At 35.7% G+C, this 20,351-nt stretch carries 18 protein-coding genes; 3 read left to right on the forward strand and 15 right to left on the reverse strand.

Annotated elements, in window-relative coordinates:
* The first annotated feature begins 184 nt into the window (after positions 1-184).
* Positions 185-1,180 carry a UDP-glucose 4-epimerase GalE gene (gene galE / locus AC4BB7_RS12400; protein ID WP_490483246.1) on the forward strand — a complete coding sequence of 332 codons (996 nt, stop codon included), beginning with the start codon at positions 185-187 and terminating at the stop codon, positions 1,178-1,180.
* A gap of 297 nt (positions 1,181-1,477) precedes the next feature.
* On the opposite strand, the gene AC4BB7_RS12405 is transcribed toward galE, so the two are convergent.
* The 10 genes from AC4BB7_RS12405 to AC4BB7_RS12450 all read right to left on the reverse strand — a co-directional run bounded on the left by AC4BB7_RS12405 (position 1,478) and on the right by AC4BB7_RS12450 (position 11,115).
* Positions 1,478-1,687, reverse strand: a complete 210-nt coding sequence (locus AC4BB7_RS12405) for a helix-turn-helix transcriptional regulator (RefSeq protein ID WP_490483247.1) — start codon at positions 1,685-1,687, stop codon at positions 1,478-1,480.
* Positions 1,688-2,157: 470 nt separating this feature from the next.
* Entirely contained in the window at positions 2,158-2,514 is a 357-nt protein-coding gene (locus AC4BB7_RS12410) for a DUF2200 domain-containing protein (RefSeq protein WP_086313795.1), read from the reverse strand.
* Between the two features lie 206 nt (positions 2,515-2,720).
* Positions 2,721-3,890 carry an amidohydrolase gene (locus AC4BB7_RS12415; protein WP_490483248.1) on the reverse strand — a complete coding sequence of 390 codons (1,170 nt, stop codon included), beginning with the start codon at positions 3,888-3,890 and terminating at the stop codon, positions 2,721-2,723.
* A 35-nt stretch (positions 3,891-3,925) separates the two neighbouring features.
* Complete coding sequence (locus tag AC4BB7_RS12420) at positions 3,926-5,125, reverse strand: MFS transporter (RefSeq protein WP_490483249.1); 1,200 nt, start codon at positions 5,123-5,125, stop codon at positions 3,926-3,928.
* A gap of 446 nt (positions 5,126-5,571) precedes the next feature.
* The gene (locus AC4BB7_RS12425) at positions 5,572-5,820 is read right to left on the reverse strand and encodes an SHOCT domain-containing protein (protein WP_490483250.1); all 249 of its coding nucleotides are present in this window, start codon (positions 5,818-5,820) and stop codon (positions 5,572-5,574) included.
* A 120-nt stretch (positions 5,821-5,940) separates the two neighbouring features.
* A complete protein-coding gene (locus tag AC4BB7_RS12430; protein WP_490483251.1) occupies positions 5,941-6,987 on the reverse strand; it encodes a hypothetical protein in 1,047 nt (348 codons plus the stop codon).
* Positions 6,988-7,011: 24 nt separating this feature from the next.
* A complete protein-coding gene (locus AC4BB7_RS12435) occupies positions 7,012-7,713 on the reverse strand; it encodes a response regulator transcription factor (protein WP_086313800.1) in 702 nt (233 codons plus the stop codon).
* A gap of 13 nt (positions 7,714-7,726) precedes the next feature.
* On the reverse strand, positions 7,727-9,190 hold the full coding sequence (locus tag AC4BB7_RS12440; protein ID WP_490483252.1) for a sensor histidine kinase: 1,464 nt from the start codon (positions 9,188-9,190) through the stop codon (positions 7,727-7,729).
* Between the two features lie 55 nt (positions 9,191-9,245).
* The gene (locus tag AC4BB7_RS12445) at positions 9,246-10,205 is read right to left on the reverse strand and encodes a DUF4822 domain-containing protein (protein ID WP_086313802.1); all 960 of its coding nucleotides are present in this window, start codon (positions 10,203-10,205) and stop codon (positions 9,246-9,248) included.
* A gap of 202 nt (positions 10,206-10,407) precedes the next feature.
* The gene (locus AC4BB7_RS12450; protein ID WP_086313803.1) at positions 10,408-11,115 is read right to left on the reverse strand and encodes a DUF975 family protein; all 708 of its coding nucleotides are present in this window, start codon (positions 11,113-11,115) and stop codon (positions 10,408-10,410) included.
* 328 nt (positions 11,116-11,443) lie between these two features.
* Here AC4BB7_RS12450 and AC4BB7_RS12455 point away from each other — a divergent pair, with 328 nt between their 5' ends.
* Positions 11,444-11,923, forward strand: coding sequence for a DUF3955 domain-containing protein (locus tag AC4BB7_RS12455; RefSeq protein ID WP_490483253.1), 480 nt, complete (start codon positions 11,444-11,446; stop codon positions 11,921-11,923).
* 132 nt (positions 11,924-12,055) lie between these two features.
* On the opposite strand, the gene AC4BB7_RS12460 is transcribed toward AC4BB7_RS12455, so the two are convergent.
* Both AC4BB7_RS12460 and AC4BB7_RS12465 read right to left on the reverse strand, forming a co-directional pair.
* Entirely contained in the window at positions 12,056-13,441 is a 1,386-nt protein-coding gene (locus AC4BB7_RS12460; RefSeq protein ID WP_490483254.1) for an aldehyde dehydrogenase family protein, read from the reverse strand.
* 78 nt (positions 13,442-13,519) lie between these two features.
* Positions 13,520-14,242: a hypothetical protein gene (locus AC4BB7_RS12465; protein ID WP_490483255.1), complete on the reverse strand. Its 723-nt coding sequence runs from the start codon at positions 14,240-14,242 to the stop codon at positions 13,520-13,522.
* A 263-nt stretch (positions 14,243-14,505) separates the two neighbouring features.
* On the opposite strand from AC4BB7_RS12465, the gene AC4BB7_RS12470 reads away from it, so the two are divergent.
* Positions 14,506-16,431, forward strand: coding sequence for a BspA family leucine-rich repeat surface protein (locus AC4BB7_RS12470; RefSeq protein ID WP_490483256.1), 1,926 nt, complete (start codon positions 14,506-14,508; stop codon positions 16,429-16,431).
* A 372-nt stretch (positions 16,432-16,803) separates the two neighbouring features.
* On the opposite strand, the gene eno is transcribed toward AC4BB7_RS12470, so the two are convergent.
* From eno to AC4BB7_RS12485, 3 genes are all read right to left on the reverse strand, one after another.
* The gene (gene eno / locus AC4BB7_RS12475; RefSeq protein ID WP_010771434.1) at positions 16,804-18,102 is read right to left on the reverse strand and encodes a phosphopyruvate hydratase; all 1,299 of its coding nucleotides are present in this window, start codon (positions 18,100-18,102) and stop codon (positions 16,804-16,806) included.
* Positions 18,103-18,260: 158 nt separating this feature from the next.
* Positions 18,261-19,016, reverse strand: coding sequence for a triose-phosphate isomerase (gene tpiA / locus AC4BB7_RS12480; RefSeq protein WP_086313807.1), 756 nt, complete (start codon positions 19,014-19,016; stop codon positions 18,261-18,263).
* 65 nt (positions 19,017-19,081) lie between these two features.
* Complete coding sequence (locus AC4BB7_RS12485) at positions 19,082-20,275, reverse strand: phosphoglycerate kinase (RefSeq protein WP_086313808.1); 1,194 nt, start codon at positions 20,273-20,275, stop codon at positions 19,082-19,084.
* Between the last annotated feature and the right edge of the window lie 76 nt (positions 20,276-20,351).

The raw sequence follows: 20,351 nt of genomic DNA on the forward strand, positions 1-20,351 counted from the left end.
TAACTTCCCTATAAATTATTTATCCTTAAACTTATTTAAATTTCCACTGAAATCATTAATGATTTCATAACTACACAGCTGAAATCTATCTATATAAATTTCGATAATTTATAATGAAAGCAGATACAATTTTTCTATCAAAATTAAACAAGCTCTCTATGCTCTTAAATCAAGGAGGTACTTCATGAATATTTTAGTCGTCGGAGGAGCTGGCTATATCGGCTCACATATCGTCAAACAGTTAACTGATTCAAACCACAACGTCATCGTTTTAGATAATCTACAAACAGGACACGCTGAAGCTGTGACCAAACCAGCAACGTTTATCAAAGGAAATGTCAAAGACAAAAGCTTACTTAGAAAGATTTTCACTGAAACAACTTTTGATGTCGTGTTTCATTTTGCTGCTAATTCTTCAGTGGAAGAATCCATGAAAGATCCGCTACTTTATTTCGATAATAATGTTTCCGGCTTGATCGCTCTTTTAGAAATCATGAATGAGTTTGCTGTAAAAACAATCATTTTCTCTTCCACCGCAGCAGTTTACGGAGATACTTCAGAAGAGGTAATCACAGAAGATACTGTAACCATCCCTAAAAATCCTTACGGAGAAAGCAAACGCATGATGGAGCAAATCATTCAGTGGTGTCACACTGCCTATAACATCAATTATGTCGTATTGCGTTACTTTAACGTAGCAGGTGCTGATTTAGCTGGAATAATCGGGGAAGATCATCGACCAGAAACCCATTTGATTCCAATTGTATTGCAGGTTCCCTTAGAAAAAAGAGAATTTATTACTATTTTTGGTAATGATTACGATACAAAAGATGGCACAACAGTACGTGACTATGTTCATGTGGTGGATTTAGCTACAGCGCATTTGTTGGCGATGGATTATTTACTTGAGGGAAAAGAAAGTACTGTTTTCAATATCGGCAGTTCAACTGGTTTTTCAACATTGGAGATTATTAATAAAGTCGAAGAATACACGGGGAAAAAAATTCCTGTAAGATATGGCAGCCGTAGAGAAGGTGATCCTCATTCTTTGATTGCTTCAAGTAAAAAAATTGAAGCTGTTCTAGGTTGGAAACCTCACTATACTGATTTAGATGCCATCATCGATAGTGCATGGAAATGGCATATCAATCATCCGGATGGTTATGAAAATGACTGCTAGATAGTTTGAAAGCAAAAGAGAGAGGACATGTAAAATCAACAACTTACATGTCCTCTCTCTTTTTCCTAAGGACAACAATATACTTATTTATAAACTTCCTGTCTATGTCCCCACTTCTAACGCTAGTATCATCCACTGACCATTCTCGATTTTGCAAATTACACGATAATTCCCTCTACTCGATAGCGCCATTTCTCCTGAATAGTTTCCGACCAATGTCTGACCACTATTTTTTGAATTGGTTGTTCCATCAGCACATTTATGTTCATACTATCTTAAACTCTCGCAACTATCTTTTTAATCATTCAAATCCTCTCCTTTTAAAATTTCATCAAGTGAAAAGTCAAAAAAGAAACTTAGCTCAACTAATGTATCTATATTAGGATAAGATTTTTCATTTTCCCAACGTGAGACGGTTTGTCTCGTTACATGAAATTTATCAGCAACTTGCTGCTGTGTTAAATTTTTTTGCTCTCTGCGAATTTTCAGCAATTTTCCAATCTCCATAAAATGTCATCCTACCTTCAAAACGTTTTTTATCTATGACATTCTCTCAAGACTTCATAGATAGAACTACGTAATTATTTTGCTCACTCCTACTCTTACAAGTTGCTCTGTTGAAACATTTCTTTCATCAAAAAAGCATTTCCTCGATAATCATAAAAAAAAGTATTCCTTCATGATTCTTCCTCCTGACCGTGTTATCTTAAATATCACATAATCAGGCGAATTAAAAAAGCAATTTTGATGTTACATTGTTGGATATTCATAGATTATAAGCAATTTTACAGGATTATTTGTCTTATTTTTCTTACTCGATGATTTTTACAGTCAATAGAACACGTGATTGAGAAACGCTTTTTTGAGAAGATTTCTTTTGAATGTTATTTAAGCTATTAGCGATAAAATGACTAAGGGACCTATCATTTTAAACTAGAGGATAGCTAGCTTAAATTGATAGGTCCACTTTATTACGGTTATTTTCTTAGTATCTTCTCCATTGCTTTGCCCTTCGCTAATTCATCAACTAGCTTGTCCATATAGCGAATTTTCTGCATCAATTCATCTTCTATCTCTTCCACACGATAGCCACAGATCATCCCTTTGATTAATGAAACATTAGGATTTAGTTCTGGCGCTTCTGCAAAAAATGTTTCAAAATTAACTTCTTTATCTATTTGTTTTTGTAGACCCGTTTCATCGTAGCCTGTCAGCCAAGTAATGACTTCATCCACTTCTGCCTTAGTCCGACCTTTTCTCTCTACTTTTTTGATATATAACGGGTAGACACTAGCAAAAGACATTGTAAATATTCTTGGTTTTTTCGCTTCCATTTTATCTCATCCTTTATTGGGTATTTTGTCTTATTATAACTTTATTTTGCTAATTGTTACATTTTAATGTTTCAGTTTCATTCTTTACCCCATATTTTTGAACAAATCTAAGCTAGTTGATATTGCGTTTTTCTATTATCATAGTATACCTTTTCTAAAAATAAAAAAGAACCTCAACAGTGATGTTAAAGTTCTTCTTCTACCTTCTAGTCTTGTCCTAAAATATCTAAAATGATTTGTGCATGCATGCCAGATCCGACGGGGAAACATTCTTCCATGATTTTGAATTTTGGATGATGATTCATATAGCCGCAACCTTCAGCCGCTGTTCCGCCACCTAAAATAAAGAATGATCCTGGCTTAACATCTGTATAGGCAGAGAAATCTTCGCCACCCATCATTTTAGGTGCTTCAAACATCCGTTCTTTACCAACAACTTTTTCAGCTGCTGCCACGACGATATCCGTTGCATCACTGTCGTTATTGACCTCACTATAGCCTAATAAGTAATCTAAATCGTAAGTCGCATCATACATCTTACAAATACCATCAATGATTCCTTCAATCCGTTTTTTGATGAACATCCGAACTTCTTTATCATTCGTCCGAACCGTTCCTTGGATTTGCGCCGTATCAGGAATGACATTCGCCGTTTTACCTGCGTTAAATTCACCGATCGAAATAACCGCATTATCGAATGGGCTAATATTTCTTGACACAATATTGTTCAAATTATTGATGATTTCTACTCCGATCATGATTGGATCGACAGAAAGATCCGGTGTAGAACCATGTGAACCTTTCCCTTGGATTTTCAAGGTGAATACATCTGATGCCGCACTAGCAGGGCCTTTTCTTGTTCCTACCATCCCAACGGGAATATTCGGAGCGATATGTAGACCAAAAACCATGTCTACATCATCCATCACACCTGCTTCAACTAATAATTTTGCGCCACCTGGCGGTTCTTCTTCTGCTGGTTGAAAAATAAATTTGACTGTGCCAGCAATTTTATCCTGCATTTCACTCAATACTTTAACTGCTCCCAAAAGCATAGCAGTATGCGTATCATGACCACAAGCATGCATCACACCAGGATTTTCAGATGGGAAATCAACATCTGATTCTTCCACTATCGGCAATGCATCGATATCCGCTCTTAATGCAATAGTTTTTCCTGGTTTAGCGCCTTTTAAAATAGCAATCACACTATTTTCAGTCAACGAGCTAACCTCTAAATTAGGAAAATCAGCTAATACTTTTTGAATATATTTAGCAGTTTCTACTTCATGAAAAGATAATTCCGGATGACGATGTAAATGTCTTCTCCATTTCACCATATCTGCTTGCGGCATTTTTTCTTGAATCGTTGTCATTGTAGTTCCTCCTTTTAGTTTAAAACTATTTTTCTCTATTTTTGTTTAATAAACATGATTGTCCCAGCTGTCAATAAGCCAACAACTAGAAAGAATATAAAGGTCGAAATATACTGTCCATTTGACAGCTCCACTAATTTTCCGATAAGTGTCGGTGAAACAAAGCCACCAAGAATCCCCCCAGTTGCCAGTGTTCCATAACTTGGCGCAAATTTTGCCCCTTCAAAAATTCTCAGTGGAATGCTCATCATTGTAACAAATGAGATGATCAAAAAGAAATTCGCTAAGCCCATCACGATCGATAATAAAACCAGATTACCAATGTAATAAGAACCAAATGCTGATAGTGCACCTAAAATAGCAGTGATCGCAACGACTGCTTTTTCTTTATGTTGGAAAAATTTCCCTACAACATAACTACCGCCAATCGAACCGACCAACATAAATAAACCGCCTACACTACTGATCACAGCTGCACCATTTAGGTCCAAGCCACGCTCACCCGTTAGGAAACTAGGCACCCAGCTTGAAAGTCCGTATAACAAGCAGTTGATGAAAAATGAACTTAGAAATAAAATCCAAACCCGAATATCCGACCAAATCACTAAAATCGAAATCTTATCCGTTTTTGTTGCGACCGCATCTGCTTTTTCTTTCGTTTTTTCATTTCTAGGAATAGCAATAATCAGAAAAATTGCAATTGCAACAGCCACTCCAGTTAAAATCATATAGGCGTTCTTCCAACCAGCATTTGTGATAATTGGTGATAATGCCAACGGTCCAATAAAACCCGCTACCCCAGAAGATGACAGCAAAATACCTTGAGCAAATGTGCGCTTCTCCGGCGGGAAATTCATCGTAACTTCCTTACTCGCTGATGATGCATAACCTGAATGTGCCAACAATCCTGTCAAAAATCGTAACGACATAAACATGATCAATGATGTACCAAAGCCAAATAAGAATGAAAATATGCCCATCCCAATGACTGAACCGATCAATACAATTCGTGAACCTACTTTATTGATGACTAGTCCCATTGGAATCTGCATAATTGCGTATCCTAAGAAAAAAGAACTCATGATCATCCCTTTAGCTGCAGGTTCCAATCCAAATTCTGTCGAAATCGGAATCAGCGAATACCCTACTGAAAGCTTATCGATGTAAACCATTGTGTAACCTAAAAACAGTGCAATTAATAACAACCCAGTTTTCTTTGATCCATTATTTTCCATACGTCCTCCTTAATTTAAAAGCGGAGCAGGCTCATCTAGCCTTGATAGAAAAATAGGAAACTATAACTGAGGTGGTCTTTACCTCATTTATAGTTTATCTTTTTCCGAGATACTGCTCCCCATCAATGACATCAATCCTTTTATCTTATAAACAAAATAAATGCTATTAGTTAAGTATAATCTATAATTCCTTTAAAATGAAGAGATAAATGAGAATATTATGAATTTACAATTAATAAAAAAAGTTATGAAGCTAATGATATGAAATCCCAAACTATTATGCATATTGATCCCAATGCCGTACCCAACACGTTTAGGAATGAAAAAGCGAGACTGCGAAAAATATTTTTCATTTTCCTATTTTACTTTTATTGAAATAATAGAAAATTAGATATAAAAGAAACAAAAAGCTGACTTGATGATAATCGTCAGCTTTTTGTTTCTTTTCAGTTCTTCAAGACTTCTTTTTTATGCAAATACTCTTCTTCCGTGATATTTCCTTTCGCGAATTCTTCATCTAGCACATCAAATGCTGAAGGACGAACTGGTTGATGTGGTACCTCTGGTTGTGTTCTATTGCTTATATTTTCCTGTTGATTCGTTTTATTTCTCATAAAATAAACAGCGCCAATAATCACAATGATTATCAAGATCCACCCAAAAAGTCCCATACCAAACATCCCTCCTCGCATCATGCCACGTCCTCCATTGAAAAAACTTGAACAATAACCCATCTATAATCGCTCCTAACGTATTTTTATTTAGTATAAAATAAAAATATGTCAAAAGTGTGTCGAAAAATTAGCGAATTCTGTTTAAAGTTCAATATGCTGGATCAATTTTTGATAAGAGTCAAATGAAGGATACTTTGCGAGTTCACTGTTTTCAAGCACTAGCTTCTGTTGCTCAATGATTGCTTTAGTCAAACTATCCGCAAAAGAAACAAAATCATCGTTTGTTTCTTCCTTATATTCTAAAGAGAAATACTTTGACTGCCGATAATATTTTTTCAGATTATCTGCCACAATTTTTTCAGGCTGATCTGCAAAATATTCATCATAACGTGCACTGTCGATTTTTCCATCCGTCACAGTCAATTGTATTCTGCCGATTAAGCCATTACCAAAATCTTCAGCGTAGCCGATATATTTCGTTTTTGATGGTTGTTTGATTTCATCTGCTAAATCGGCAGCAATCGCCATTAACCCTTCTCTTGCCGTTGTTGAGGAGCCTTTGACTGTTTCAAAATTCCCTGTTATCCGATTTTCCTCCCGCATTTGTCTTTCTACAAACGTGATTCCGTTAACGACCGTTACTAAAGTAGTATCCGTTCTTGGATTTTGTGCTTGAAAGAAAGCATAATCAGAAAGACGTTTATTAGCTCCTGCATATTTTGAAGCATAATAATTTTCAGCGCCGTATTCGTTAAATTCAACGTTGATGATTTTATGCGTATCATCGGTAACGATCTCAACAATGCCTTTATTGCCAACATCAAAATAGCCATCATTCGTATAATAATTGCCTTCCATCAAGCCTAACGGAGGCTGATTTGACCAAAACATTTTCTCGAGTTTCTCTTCATAAGTATAAAGAGGTTTTGGATTTGAGCCAAAGGTTGTTTGAGTGGCACCGGTCACAACGTCATAATTATAAGAAGTATTCTCAAAAGATAAATCATTCACGCCTTTTTCTTTTGTCTCTTCACTTGATGGAATGGTCTCCGATGAAGAGGAGTTAACCAACGGTGCCCTTAATGGCGTATTGGATTTGTCTGCATCTTTTCTTTGATCTGGTTTACAGGCAGAAAGACCTACGATACTACATAAAATGAAAACAGCAAGTAGATAGCTTTTTTTCATAAATTTTCTCCTTTTAATTTTTCACTAGGTATTGAAGCGATAACCGCTACCCCAAATTGTTTCTATTGGAATTTCTGATAATTTGCCTTTTTTGAGCTTTTCTCTGATGCGCCCAACATGAACAACGACCGTATAGATATCACTATCAAGATCATCCATATCCCAAACTTGACGAAATAATTGCTCTTTCATCCAAACTCGATTTGGATGTTCCATGAAAAATAGGAGTAAATCAAATTCTTTCGTTGTAAAAATGATTTCTTCCCCTAACACAAATACTCTACGGGCACTCTTATCAATCCTAATTTGACCAATTTCTATCGTGTCGTTCACTTGATCTGTTTTAGTCAATAACTGATAACGTTTAATATGTGCTTGGACCCGAGCAACTAATTCACTCGGACTAAAGGGTTTGGTCATATAATCATCCGCACCCAGCCCTAGGCCTCTGACTTTATCGATATCTTCTTTTTTAGCTGAAACGATCATCAGTGGAATATTTTTCTTTTCTCTAATACGACGGCAAATCTCAAAGCCATCCATTGACGGCAACATGATATCGATCACGATCAAATCAAAGGATTCATTTAATGCCCGATTTAGCCCAACCAATCCATCGCTTGCGATCTCTGCTTCTATATGATTGATTTCTAAATAATCCTTTTGTAATTCTGCAATACTTGCATCGTCTTCGATCAATAAAACGCGTGATACTTCGTTTGACATTTGGCTGTCCTCCTCAGGCTTTTTTTAATATAATCGTGACAGTCGTTCCATGATGTAATTGACTTTCAATCTCGACTTGACCGTCATGCATATCGATAATTTGCTTGACGATGGCAAGGCCTAAGCCACTACCGCCAGTATTTGTTGGCCGCGCTTCTTCGCCCCGATAAAAATGATCAAAAACAAACGGTAATTGTTCCGCAGAGATCCCTTGTCCGTTGTCAGATACGCTGACTTTCACTATTCCAGCACTTTCAGAGATGCCGATTTCAATCAAAAGTGGGCGGTTCATTGCTTTAAATTTTAGACTATTTTCGATTAAATTGATAAAAACTCGGTTTAACTGCATTCGATCCGCTAAAACATAACTTGCGGTCGTTTGCTGATTAGATAATTGGAACGAAACTTGGTTATCTTGCAACTGAAATTCTTCAATGATATGTTTCAAGAATTCATTGATATTGATTCGTTCAAAGTGAAAAGGAATGGCTGCTGCATCTAATTTAGAATATAAAAATAGTTCTTCGATCAACTCATTCAATGAAATAGCTTTTGTATGGATCGTTTGCAGATATTTATCCTGTTTCTCAGGAGAGTCAGCTACTCCATCCAGTAAGCCTTCAACGTAGCCAATAATTGAAGTGATCGGCGTTTTTAGATCATGAGAAATGCTTGCAACTAGTTCTTTACGGTTATTTTCAAGTTTTGCTTGTTCTTCAGTTGAGTAGATCAACGCTTCCCGCATTTTTTCAAAATCATCCGTCAACTGCTTTACTTCCATTGCTGTTTGTTTAACAGGTTTTGTCATCGACACTTCTAATTGACCATTGCTTATCGCAGACATTCCTACACCTAGGTTTTCTAAAGGACTAATAATCGTTTTTTTCAATAAATGATTGAGAAAAAGTAAGCCGCTAAGTGCCACAAGTAAAATCGTTACAATAACTAATACGCCCCATTTTGTCATAAACTCTAAAAAATTATTTTCTTTTTTCAAGACCAATAGACTGCCTGGTACTTGATCACTAAAATAAAAATCAAATTTCATATAGCGATACAAACGACCTGCATTATCGATGGTGCCTTTTGTTTCAAGATTATTGTCATCGAATTTAGGAAAATGAACGATCAATGATTTCTCTACCAAATCTTGTGAATAATAGGCAATATTTTCTTGTTTGCGTACAACAACACCTAGAGATTCACTTTCAAATTGACTGATGGTTTTCTTTAATTCTTCCTGTGGTGCAAGTAGCTGATCTGGATCAGTTTTCGCTATTCCACGTAATTTGATATAGGCTAACTCTTCTTCTGGACTCAACGAGCGTTGCTCTGTAAAGGTTTTATATAAAGTACTCGGACTAGGAATTCTTCCTGTTGTCACATAAAACACTATACAAATGATTGAAAAAAGCGAAAGGCACGCAATCGCAATGCCCCCAATATATGAAATGAGAAATCGTTTTTTTATTGTCATTTCGTTCTCCTTTGGTTCATTTATTAGGGGATCAATTGCGTTTAGTCAGAACAGCTTAGAAACTGAATTCAGGTTTAAAGTCACCAGTATAAGGTTCGTGTTCTACAAATACTGTGATATCATTGCCCGCTTGATCTTTCCCCATGCGTTTGTACGTAAATTTTTTGTTATTCAGCTCGGTTAATTCTAACGCTGCTCCGTATTTATTTTGACCAATTGATACATGTGCTCGGATTTTATTATGATTCAATACATCAAAGTAACCAAAATCACCTCGGCTAACGCCTGTTTCTAAGTTGAAAAATTCATATTTATTTGTATCAGCCGCAAATTTAGCTAAACTGATAAAGTTTTTATTAAACTCCGTTACATCATTGCCAGCTTCATCTAATACTTTTGTGCCGTTCCATAAGGTTTGTCCTAAGATTTCAGCACCAGGTTTCTTCGTCTCGATTTTACCTGTTGTTGTATCCAATGGTTTTTCTTTCTCTGTAAAAGCTAACTTAGTTTTATTATACGGGATATGTTCAACAAATACATCTACTTCATTTCCAGCTTTGTCTTTGCCTTTTCTTGTGTAGGTGAATTTTTTATTAGTCAGCTCAGTCAAACCGACAACCGCTTGATAATTCATCGTTTCAGAAATCAAAATCCGTTTTGTTCCATCATTTGTAATGAAAAATGTGCCGCGATCGCCACGGCTCTCACCTGTTTTAGCATCGAAAAACTCATAGCGTCCTGTTTCAGCATCATATTTTGCTAAACCGATAAAATTGGCATTTTCTGCTGTTAAATCATTGTTGTCTTTGTCGTAAACTTTTGTGCCTTGCCAATTAGTTTTACCTAAAGTTTTAGTTAATTTGTCCCCTTTATTTTTGTTCTGACTATTTTTTGATTGTTCCGTTTGCGGTTGACTACTTCCTTTTGCCCCCATAGATTCCTGAGTTCCAACACTACAACCTGCTAATAGTAAAACTAAACTTGAAACGCCTACGATGATTTTTTTATTGTTCATGATTTCTTGCTCCCTCCTATAATTAGGTAAATCTTCTTATTGCTTACCTTTATTATAAAGAGCCAATGTAAACAGGTGCTAACAAGAAAATAAACAAATTATAAACAATTCAATTCGCTCATCATTTTACTTAAATAATTAGTCAGATTAAAAAGCCCGAAACAAAAACGAACAATCCGTTTTGTTTCGGGCTTTTGATTTTTTAAGCAGTTATCGTTTTCGGTAAATTTTCATAGAATGCAGCTTTTGTGGCAGTGATGTATGGTGTTAACCATAGATAACCGATTCCTAACGTTAACATCGCTAAGATATGCCAACCGATAAAACTTAGATCTAATAAAAATAATTGACCTTTATAGCCATTCATAAGCTTTCTGCTGCGAGTGATCGAGTCTAAAAAGCCTGGACGTACACCAGTTTCTTCATAACCATCATAATAAACAAAATATGCTTGTGAATAAGAATAACCTTTGATAATTCCTGGGATAATCAATAGTAATGACCATAGCGTAACAAAGACAAGTGTTAATAAACTAATACAAATCACGCCTAAAATCACAGGTCCAGCAAAACCGCGGAATGCATCTGAAAAGGGATTGATTTCTTTTCTTTTTCCTCTTAAAAGATCTAGAAATGTCCAAGAAATACCGGCACTAAATAACGCACCTATAACACCACCAAAGAAGCCACTTCCGCCACTGCCAGAACTCCCTTCATAGCTTGTAGTACCACTTACAAAATCAGGGTTATTTTGAACAAAAGTAATAGTTGGTAATAATAGTAGAAAAAATACAAGTAGTCCAATTGCAATGGAAATCAATGTTGGTACCAAACACATCAATACACTGTCTTTCCAACGTCCACGTAAAACGTCTTTCGCTTCATTTTTTAATTCAGCTCTTGTTTTCATAAAATTTCCTCCTTTCAATTTGTTACATTCAGTATAACAAATAAATAGTTTTTGAAAAAAACATATGCGTTTATGGAGAACTCTTCAATAAAGGAATCAATTTTATTATTAAACTTGTAACATAAAAAACAAGAGAAGTCTGTCAAATTTCTGTTTATCATGTATAGATGCTATAATTTAACCGCGAACAAAACGCAGTATTCTATGAAGAAAACCACTAAGCAAGGATTGCTTTCCCTTTATTTTAGGCGTGTGCAAGGAATGCTTTCTTGTGATTAACAAGATATCCCTCTATGCTTGAGATACATCAACGAAAGGAATTTATACTATGGAATTTGGAGACAAGATTAAAGAACTACGAACAAAAAATAAACTGACACAGGAAAAATTTGCGATTCGTTTAAATGTAACAAGACAAGCAGTCTCTAACTGGGAAAATAATCGTAATCTTCCAGACCTCGAACTATTGATCCTAATTTCTACTATTTTTCATATTTCGCTTGATGAATTAATTCTAGGGGGAAATAACGTGAACAACATGACCGAAAAATTAATAAAAGATGGTAGTAAAACAAGGCGGGCAAAGCTGAATATGGTTACAACATTGATTGGGGCATTCTTACTGATTTTTGGGTTTGCTTGTATCTTTATCAAAGCAAATTCAGTAGAGTATGTTGATGCATCAGGTACTTTACATGAAAATTTTTATCTTTTGCCGATAGGATTTCTATTTATTTTTGCTGGCATGATTGTCTTTTTAGTTACGGGTATCAAGTTTATTAATGATAGCTTTCGCTCAAAAAAATAGTAACATGAACTTGATTTGTCTAGTGGGAACTTAAGAAAATAGAGAAGAAGCTCATCAATCGATAAGCTTCTTCTCTATTTTTAGCATGTTTTAACGCTACTGAAAACAATTAGGTTACATACTGGACTTGTTTTATAATAGTCGTTTTAACCAATCAAATTTCTTCTGATCATAAGGAGGATAGATCAATTTTGCCATAGTGTCTTTTCTACCATAAACAACTGATTTTTCGTGAGAAAAGGTTTCAATACTATATCTCCCATGATAATTCCCCATCCCGGACGCTCCAACTCCGCCAAAAGGTAAGTCGTCATTGGCTACATGAAGGATCGTTTGATTGATTCCACCACCACCGAAAGATATTTCATGTAAAATCTTTTTTTGAACCTCTCTATCATCGGAAAATAGATACAATGCTAACGGTTTTTCACCGTCTTTAACAAAGTTAATCGCTTCGTCCAAGTGTTGATATGTACAGATTGGCAACAGCGGTCCGAATAATTCTTCTTTCATCAAACTATTCTCTCGGCTTAAGCCAATATCAAAAAGACTAGGCGCTACAAATCTTGTCTCTAAATCATATTCTCCACCATATATCAGAAATTGACGATTTTCGTTGATCAATTGACTAAACTTATTGGTAGCGTCACCTTGAACAATACGACCATAATCAGGATTTTCTTGGATCTCTTTTCCATAAAATTCGCGGATTTTTTCTTTCAACGAGATGATTAGTTGCCCTTTTACTTTTTCATCTACTAAAACATAATCTGTTGCAATGCAAGTTTGCCCCGTATTAAGTAGTTTACTCCAGATAATTCGTTCAGCAGCTAACTCAATATCAGCTTGTTCCGTAACAATAGCAGGGCTCTTACCTCCAAGTTCTAGGACAACCGGCGTTAAATGTTTAGCAGCTGCTTCCATCACAATTCTTCCAACTTTGGTACTTCCTGTAAAAAAAATAAAGTCCATACGCTCTTTTAAAACGGTGGCATTATCAATTGAATTAGGTGAAAGCACTTTGACGTATTCTTCATCGAACGTTTCACCAAGAACAGCACCGATCACTGCAGCTACATTTGGTGTTTTAGATGATGGTTTTACAATTGCACAATTACCAGCTGCAAGTGCGCCAATCAAAGGAACTAAGGTCAATTGAAGTGGATAGTTAAAGGGACCAATAATATAAACCGTTCCATAAGGTTCTAAAAAGACTGTATTCTTGTTTAACAAAGAAGAAATCGCTCTTGGCTTATTTGCGGGCTTCGTCCATCTATCGATATTTTTTAGCATGTCTTTAATTGCCGATAAAACAAGCCCTAATTCGGTTGCATAGACTTCTACTTTAGGTTTTTTAAGGTCTTTTTCAAACGCCCAATAGAAATCTTCTTCGTGTTTTTGTACGTTTATTAATAGTCGTTCAAGTTGCTTTTTTCTGAAGGCTATTAATTTTGTTTGGTTTGTATTGAAAAAAAGATGTTGTTTTTTGATGATGGCTTGGAGATCAGACTGATTCATATTGCATCCTCCTCTTTTTATTTTTAGTATAGCACCGATTTTTTCTTTTGAATAATGGAAGCTTGATTTCATATGTTTTCAATGATTTCCTCTTTCTAGAATCCATGGTGGTGCGCTTCCTTCAGCTCCCTCCCGAGTTGAAGAAGAAGTAAGAAGCATTTTAGTTCCTTCATAATGAGAAAAACTATATCTTATTGTTCTCTCTTTATTTACGTAGATCAACTCAGATCCTCCACTTTCAAAGGTTAGTGGAATTGTTTCAAATTCCTCAGCATCTTCACTTTTCTTGATGATTAAGTCTACCTCATTAGATACAAACGCGGCTCTCACTTGAATGAACCCAGGAAAATCCGACTCTGTCGAGTACCAGTTTCCTAAAATACTTTCTTTAGATAGTATTCGTGTCTTTTTCAACTCAATAGGTGCTAAATCCCCACCTACAGCTAATTCATCTCCACTTTGCTTCACGTCATAACTAGGAAAAACAACAATCTCTTCATCCTTTACTTCAAAAATATAGCGGAACGCTTTATCTTTTTTTTCGTGGGTAAAAATTCTATTGCCCTCAGTATACTCGATTTCCAATGCTATTGAATTGAAGGTCAACGTTTGTTCATCATAACTTATTTGATAGTTTACATGATCATAACTATCTGCTACCCAAGAACCAGTTAATATATGGACCAACGTTTCATCAATCCCTCTATTTAGTTTATTGTTTGTTCCTTTTTTAACAACACAAGAAGCTAAAATGACCACTGTTAAAAAAAAACAATCTTTAGATATTTTTTCATTTATCACACTCTCCTTTAGCTGAATATCCCTGTTTGATTTATTATAGTTGAATAAATTGGTTTATTAAATATCTTAAAAAGATTTGATTTGAAAAAGTCAGCCCTATGTACCGAAAAGCATAGAAATTGAGGAAAATATAGATAAACTATTGACTTGCATCCCAATCTAGAATAAAATGCTTTGGTATTTGTATTTTTTTTAATTTTTTTATTTTAATCAAAAAATTATTTTTTATATCACTAGTAATAGAATTTAGAATGGAGAAAAAAATGAAAAAAGCATTACACACTGCGCTTAAACTAGCTGCTACTATCACTGTTTTTATTCCAAATACACTAACAATGTATGTAAATGCTGAAGAATACAGTAATGAAGAAAAACAGACACAGGTTAAAATACCTGAACAAACAAGTAACTCCACGAGTTACTCAAACTCTATCGATTCACAAATCCCGTCAGAACCGATGGATACAGAAACTACTTCTTTTGACACAAATGAGACGGAAAAACTTGATGAAATACCAAAAGATAAAATTACTTCTCCCCTAGCAAACGTTACACCATCACTGGAAAAACAAGAGCGCCAGATAGTATTAGCAAAAAATATTTCTTTCGATGTATTAACCAGCACTCTAACTGTCCATGGCGGTCTCTTTACACAAACGATTAATATGGATAAATCTCTTGTAAAAAAAATTGTCTTAGAAGAAGGGAGTAGTTTCCCTAACGATTCTAGCTATTTATTTGCAAATTATACAAATTTACTATCTATTGAAGGATTAGAGACGGTCAACACATCAAATGTGACAAACATGAGCTATATGTTTGCTTTAGATAGTTTACTGACCAGTCTTGATGTAACAGCATTTGATACATCAAATGTAACTGATATGAGTGCGATGTTTTCAGATTTACGTAGTTTAACAAGTCTTGATTTAGCGACATTTGATACGTCGATTGTAATAAACATGAGTGCGATGTTCGCATGGATGACTAGTTTAACAAGTCTTGATCTTAGTCACTTTCACACTATTAATGTGACTGACATGAATTCGATGTTTGCTGGGGCAAATAACCTAGTAAATCTCAATATAAGTAACTTTGACACGTCTCATGTGATAACCATGAGTTCAATGTTTGAGCAGTTAGAGAATTTGACCCAACTCGATCTTAGTCATTTTGATACATCACACGTAACTGACATGAATAGTATGTTCCGCCATGCAGATAGTTTATCATATTTAGATCTAAGGAGTTTTAACACTTCCAATGTGACTAATATGAGCTATATGTTTGCATGGAATGACTTACTGACAGATCTTGATCTAACTTCTTTTGATACGTCAAGTGTGTTAGAGATGAACTACATGTTTGCTGGATTAGGTCATTTAATGAGTCTTGATCTAAGTAATTTTAATACCTCAGCTGTCATTGATATGAGTTTCATGTTTAATGATTCCAATATGCTAAAAGAATTAGTCTTAGGTTCACAATTTAAATTTGTTGAAATCAGTTATGATAATATTAACTTTTATAATGCTAAATTAACACAACCAACAATAGATAATGAATACACTGGCAAATGGATAAATATAGGTACAGGAACAGCGACTGATCCTAAAGGCTTCACTATATGGACAGCTGATGAATTTATGAAAAATTATGATGGCAATAAAGATTCAGATACGTATGTTTGGGAAAAACAAACTGGACAGCCCGTAAAAGTTGAATACGTGGACAAGGACGGTCAAGAACTTGCTACTTCAGAACTATTACAAGGAAAGATAGGGGCAGCATATGTAACGGAGCCAAAACAAATTCAAGGATATACCTTGTACTCAACACCAGAAAATGCCTTAGGTCAGTTTACAGATGTCGCGCAAAATGTCGTATATGTTTATGAAAAATTAAACGACAAAGAGACTGGAGATGGCAACTCAAATAATGACAACATATCAGGCAATGATACTACCGATACAAACGAAAATCAGAAAAAAGATGCGTCTGTAATGCATGATACATTAGATACAGTCAGCAAGGATACAACCAATCACAAAGAAAAAGGCGTTCTGACACTTGATAAACAAAAAAAATTACCTAATACTAGTTCGAATTACGTAGAAAATATGTTTTTGCTGATTTTAGGAACTGTATTATTATTTGTTTCAGGTCTATTGAAATACCGATTGAAATAGAAAGAGGAACGCATTCCTCGTTACTATTATTCAACTTCTAACACTAAATATTTTTAAAAGAGTGAACTAACTTAACCGTTAGTTTACTCTTTTTTATGTATCTATAAAAAATATCCTTCTCCCCCACTTCTTCATTTTTTTCCTAAAGGAAATTATAGATCTCTACCTATAGAACAAAAATAGCATCTTTTCTCTCTAATGAAAGAAAAGATGCTATTTAAACATTTATTACTAGATACTGTTCGCATTATCTAAACATTCTATACAGTTAAATTAGAAGAAACTTTAACCAGACAATAGATCAATTTATTTTAATGCCTAACTACTTATCGCTATAATCTTTAGACCCTATCTACTACTATAAGAAAATTCTTATTTGTTTTTTAAGTTGTAGAAAGATTTCAAACCTTTGTATTCAGCAACTTCGCCTAATTGGTCTTCAATTCTTAATAATTGGTTGTATTTAGCAATACGGTCTGTACGGCTTAATGAACCAGTTTTGATTTGACCAGCGTTTGTTGCAACAGCGATATCAGAGATTGTTGAATCTTCTGTTTCACCTGAACGGTGAGATACAACTGCAGTGTAGCCAGCTTCTTTAGCCATTTCGATAGCTTCGAATGTTTCAGTTAAAGTACCGATTTGGTTCACTTTGATAAGGATTGAGTTAGCGATTCCTTTTTCAATACCTTCAGCTAATTTAGTTGTGTTTGTAACGAATAAATCGTCACCAACTAATTGAACTTTGTCGCCTAAAGCAACTGTTAATTTTTTGAAACCATCCCAGTCATTTTCATCTAATCCATCTTCGATTGAGATGATTGGGTATTTCGCACATAATTCTTCGTAGAATGCGATCATTTCTTCAGTAGTTTTTTCGCCTTCGCCTGAATCAGCTAAAACGTAAACGCCTTTTTCTTTGTCGTAGAATTCAGAAGAAGCAGCATCCATAGCAAGAACGATATCTTTACCAGGTACATAGCCAGCTTTTTCGATTGCTTCGATGATTACTTCAAAACCTTCTTCGTTTGAACCAAGGTTAGGAGCGAAACCACCTTCGTCACCTACAGAAGTAGCTAAGCCACGAGCTTTTAAGATTCCAGCTAATGCGTGGAATACTTCAGCACCATAACGTAAAGCTTCTTTGAATGTAGGAGCGCCTACAGGCATGATCATGAATTCTTGGAAGTCGATACTGTTATCAGCATGAGATCCGCCATTGATGATGTTCATCATTGGTGTTGGCAATACTTTTGTATTGAATCCGCCTAAGTAGTGGTATAAAGGTACTTCTAGGTAATCAGCAGCAGCACGAGCTACAGCGATTGAAACACCAAGAATAGCGTTTGCGCCTAATTTACCTTTGTTAGGAGTTCCATCTAAATCGATCATTGCTTTATCAATTGCCATTTGGTCACGTACATCGTAGCCAATGATAGCTTCAGCGATGATGTTATTCACGTTGTCAACTGCTTTAACAACCCCTTTACCTAAGTAACGAGCTTTGTCACCATCACGTAATTCAACGGCTTCGTATTCACCAGTTGAAGCGCCAGATGGAACCATTCCACGACCAAAAGCACCGCTTTCAGTGTATACTTCTACTTCGATTGTTGGGTTACCGCGTGAGTCTAAGACTTCGCGTGCGTAAACATCAGTAATAATTGACATGTTTTGTCTCTCCTTTGAGTTTGTTTTATACTAAGGGGATTCGATTCCCTTAATTATGATTGTAGTGAATAAACGCGTGCTATGCAAACATTTTTTGCATAATTCATAGATTATTCAATGATTTTTCTATTTATTGCGTATATTGTTATAAGCGTGTCTTATTTAACAGCTTCTAACAAGGCTAAGAATGAATCGGCTTCAAGGCTTGCTCCGCCTACTAAAGCTCCATCAACGTTTTCTTTCGCCATATATTCAGCAATGTTTTCTGGTTTTACAGAACCGCCGTATTGGATACGTACAGCTTCTGATACTTCTTTACCGTATAATTTTTCTACAGTTGCACGTACAACGCCGCAGATTTCATCCGCAATGTTTGCATCAGCAGATTTACCGGTTCCGATTGCCCAGATTGGTTCATAAGCAATAACCATTGAAGATACTTGCTCATTTGATAAACCAACTAAACCGTTTGTGATTTGTCCTTCGATCCACTCAGCAGTTTTACCTGCTTCATATGTTTCTAAAGATTCGCCACAACAGAAGATTGGTGTCATATTGTTAGCAAAGATTGCTTTTGCTTTTTTGTTGATGTCTTCGTCTGTTTCGTGGAAATACTCACGACGTTCAGAGTGACCAATAATTACATATTGGATACCTAAATCTGCAATAGCAGCTGGTGAGTTTTCACCTGTAAATGCGCCTGAGTTTTCCCAGTAGCAGTTTTGTGCAGATAATTGAACGTCAGAATCTTTTAGACTCCAAGCAAGTGGTGCTAAGAATAATGCTGGAGATCCGATTACTGAATCAACGACATCTTTTGATGGAACAGCATTTTTTACTGCTTCAGCAAAGCTTTGCGCTTCTGCTAAAGTTTTGTTCATTTTCCAGTTACCAGCGATGATTGGTTTACGCATGGAAAAGCACATCCTTTTCTTATTATGGTATGGATTGGTTAAACGGTGTTCAAAAGACAACCTCTTTATTTATCGTTAATTGCCGCTAATCCTGGTAATTCTTTACCTTCTAGCAATTCTAAGCTTGCGCCTCCACCAGTTGAAATGTGAGTGAATTTGTCAGCAAAGCCTAATTGAATTGCAGCAGCAGCAGAGTCTCCGCCACCGATGATCGTTGTTGCATCTTCTAAGTTAGCGATTGCTTCACATACACCGATTGTACCTTTAGCAAAGTTGCTCATTTCGAATACGCCCATTGGTCCGTTCCAGACAACTGTTTTAGCGCCTGCTAACTCTTTAGAGAATAATTCGATTGATTTAGGTCCAATGTCTAAGCCCATGTAGCCTTCTGGTACAGCTTCACCATCAGTGATAACAGTTTCAACATCATTGCTGAACTCATTAGCACATACTGAATCGATTGGTAATACTAGTTTATCACCAGCTTTTTCGATCAATTCTTTTGCTAAAGCAACTTTATCTTCTTCAACAAGTGAGTTACCGATTTCGATCCCTTTCGCTTTGTAGAATGTGTAAGTCATTCCGCCACCGATAAGGATTTTATCTGCTTTAGAAATCAAGTTTTCAATAACACCGATTTTGTCAGAAACTTTTGCGCCACCTAAGATAGCTACAAAAGGACGTTTTGGTGCAGTTACTGCTTCGCCGACGAATTTGATTTCTTTTTCCATTAAGAATCCAGCAACTGTTGGAATACCAGTTGAAGCAATGCCTACGTTAGAAGCGTGAGCACGGTGAGCCGTACCAAATGCATCATTTACAAATACGTCACCTAAAGAAGCCCAGTATTTACCTAATTCAGCGTCATTTCCGCTTTCTTTTTTACCATCGATATCTTCAAAACGAGTGTTTTCAAACACTAAAACGTCGCCGTCTTTCATGTTGTTAACAGCTGTTTCTAATTCAGTACCGCGAGTTTCAGGAACGAATGTTACTGGTTTACCCAGTAATTCACCCAAACGCTCTGCTACTGGTTTTAATGATTTACCAGCTTTATCTTCTTCTGTTTTAACGCGACCTAAGTGAGAGAATAAAATTGCTTTTCCGCCATTGTCGATCACGTATTTGATTGTTGGAAGTGCTGCTACGATACGGTTATCGTTCGTAATCACGCCATCTTTCAAAGGCACGTTAAAGTCAACACGTACAAGAACTTTTTTGTCTTTTAAGTCTACATCTTTGATAGTCTTTTTAGCCATTAAAAGTTACCCCTATCTATTTTTTTGATTTTGAAAAGAATGATTTTTCTTAAACTTATAAAAAAAGCGGGGAAGC

Source organism: Enterococcus sp. AAFC-DPL-5182, assembly GCF_058216605.1.

Coding starts and splice junctions, on each gene's coding strand:
- AC4BB7_RS12415 (WP_490483248.1), bottom strand. CDS start 3,890: ATGACAACGATTCAAGAAAAAATGCCGCAAGCAGATATGGTGAAATGG.
- AC4BB7_RS12425 (WP_490483250.1), bottom strand. CDS start 5,820: ATGATGCGAGGAGGGATGTTTGGTATGGGACTTTTTGGGTGGATCTTG.
- tpiA (WP_086313807.1), bottom strand. CDS start 19,016: ATGCGTAAACCAATCATCGCTGGTAACTGGAAAATGAACAAAACTTTA.
- AC4BB7_RS12430 (WP_490483251.1), bottom strand. CDS start 6,987: ATGAAAAAAAGCTATCTACTTGCTGTTTTCATTTTATGTAGTATCGTA.
- AC4BB7_RS12455 (WP_490483253.1), top strand. CDS start 11,444: ATGGAATTTGGAGACAAGATTAAAGAACTACGAACAAAAAATAAACTG.
- AC4BB7_RS12410 (WP_086313795.1), bottom strand. CDS start 2,514: ATGGAAGCGAAAAAACCAAGAATATTTACAATGTCTTTTGCTAGTGTC.
- AC4BB7_RS12450 (WP_086313803.1), bottom strand. CDS start 11,115: ATGAAAACAAGAGCTGAATTAAAAAATGAAGCGAAAGACGTTTTACGT.
- AC4BB7_RS12420 (WP_490483249.1), bottom strand. CDS start 5,125: ATGGAAAATAATGGATCAAAGAAAACTGGGTTGTTATTAATTGCACTG.
- AC4BB7_RS12460 (WP_490483254.1), bottom strand. CDS start 13,441: ATGAATCAGTCTGATCTCCAAGCCATCATCAAAAAACAACATCTTTTT.
- AC4BB7_RS12445 (WP_086313802.1), bottom strand. CDS start 10,205: ATGAACAATAAAAAAATCATCGTAGGCGTTTCAAGTTTAGTTTTACTA.
- eno (WP_010771434.1), bottom strand. CDS start 18,102: ATGTCAATTATTACTGATGTTTACGCACGCGAAGTCTTAGACTCACGC.
- AC4BB7_RS12440 (WP_490483252.1), bottom strand. CDS start 9,190: ATGACAATAAAAAAACGATTTCTCATTTCATATATTGGGGGCATTGCG.
- AC4BB7_RS12485 (WP_086313808.1), bottom strand. CDS start 20,275: ATGGCTAAAAAGACTATCAAAGATGTAGACTTAAAAGACAAAAAAGTT.
- galE (WP_490483246.1), top strand. CDS start 185: ATGAATATTTTAGTCGTCGGAGGAGCTGGCTATATCGGCTCACATATC.
- AC4BB7_RS12470 (WP_490483256.1), top strand. CDS start 14,506: ATGAAAAAAGCATTACACACTGCGCTTAAACTAGCTGCTACTATCACT.
- AC4BB7_RS12405 (WP_490483247.1), bottom strand. CDS start 1,687: ATGGAGATTGGAAAATTGCTGAAAATTCGCAGAGAGCAAAAAAATTTA.
- AC4BB7_RS12435 (WP_086313800.1), bottom strand. CDS start 7,713: ATGTCAAACGAAGTATCACGCGTTTTATTGATCGAAGACGATGCAAGT.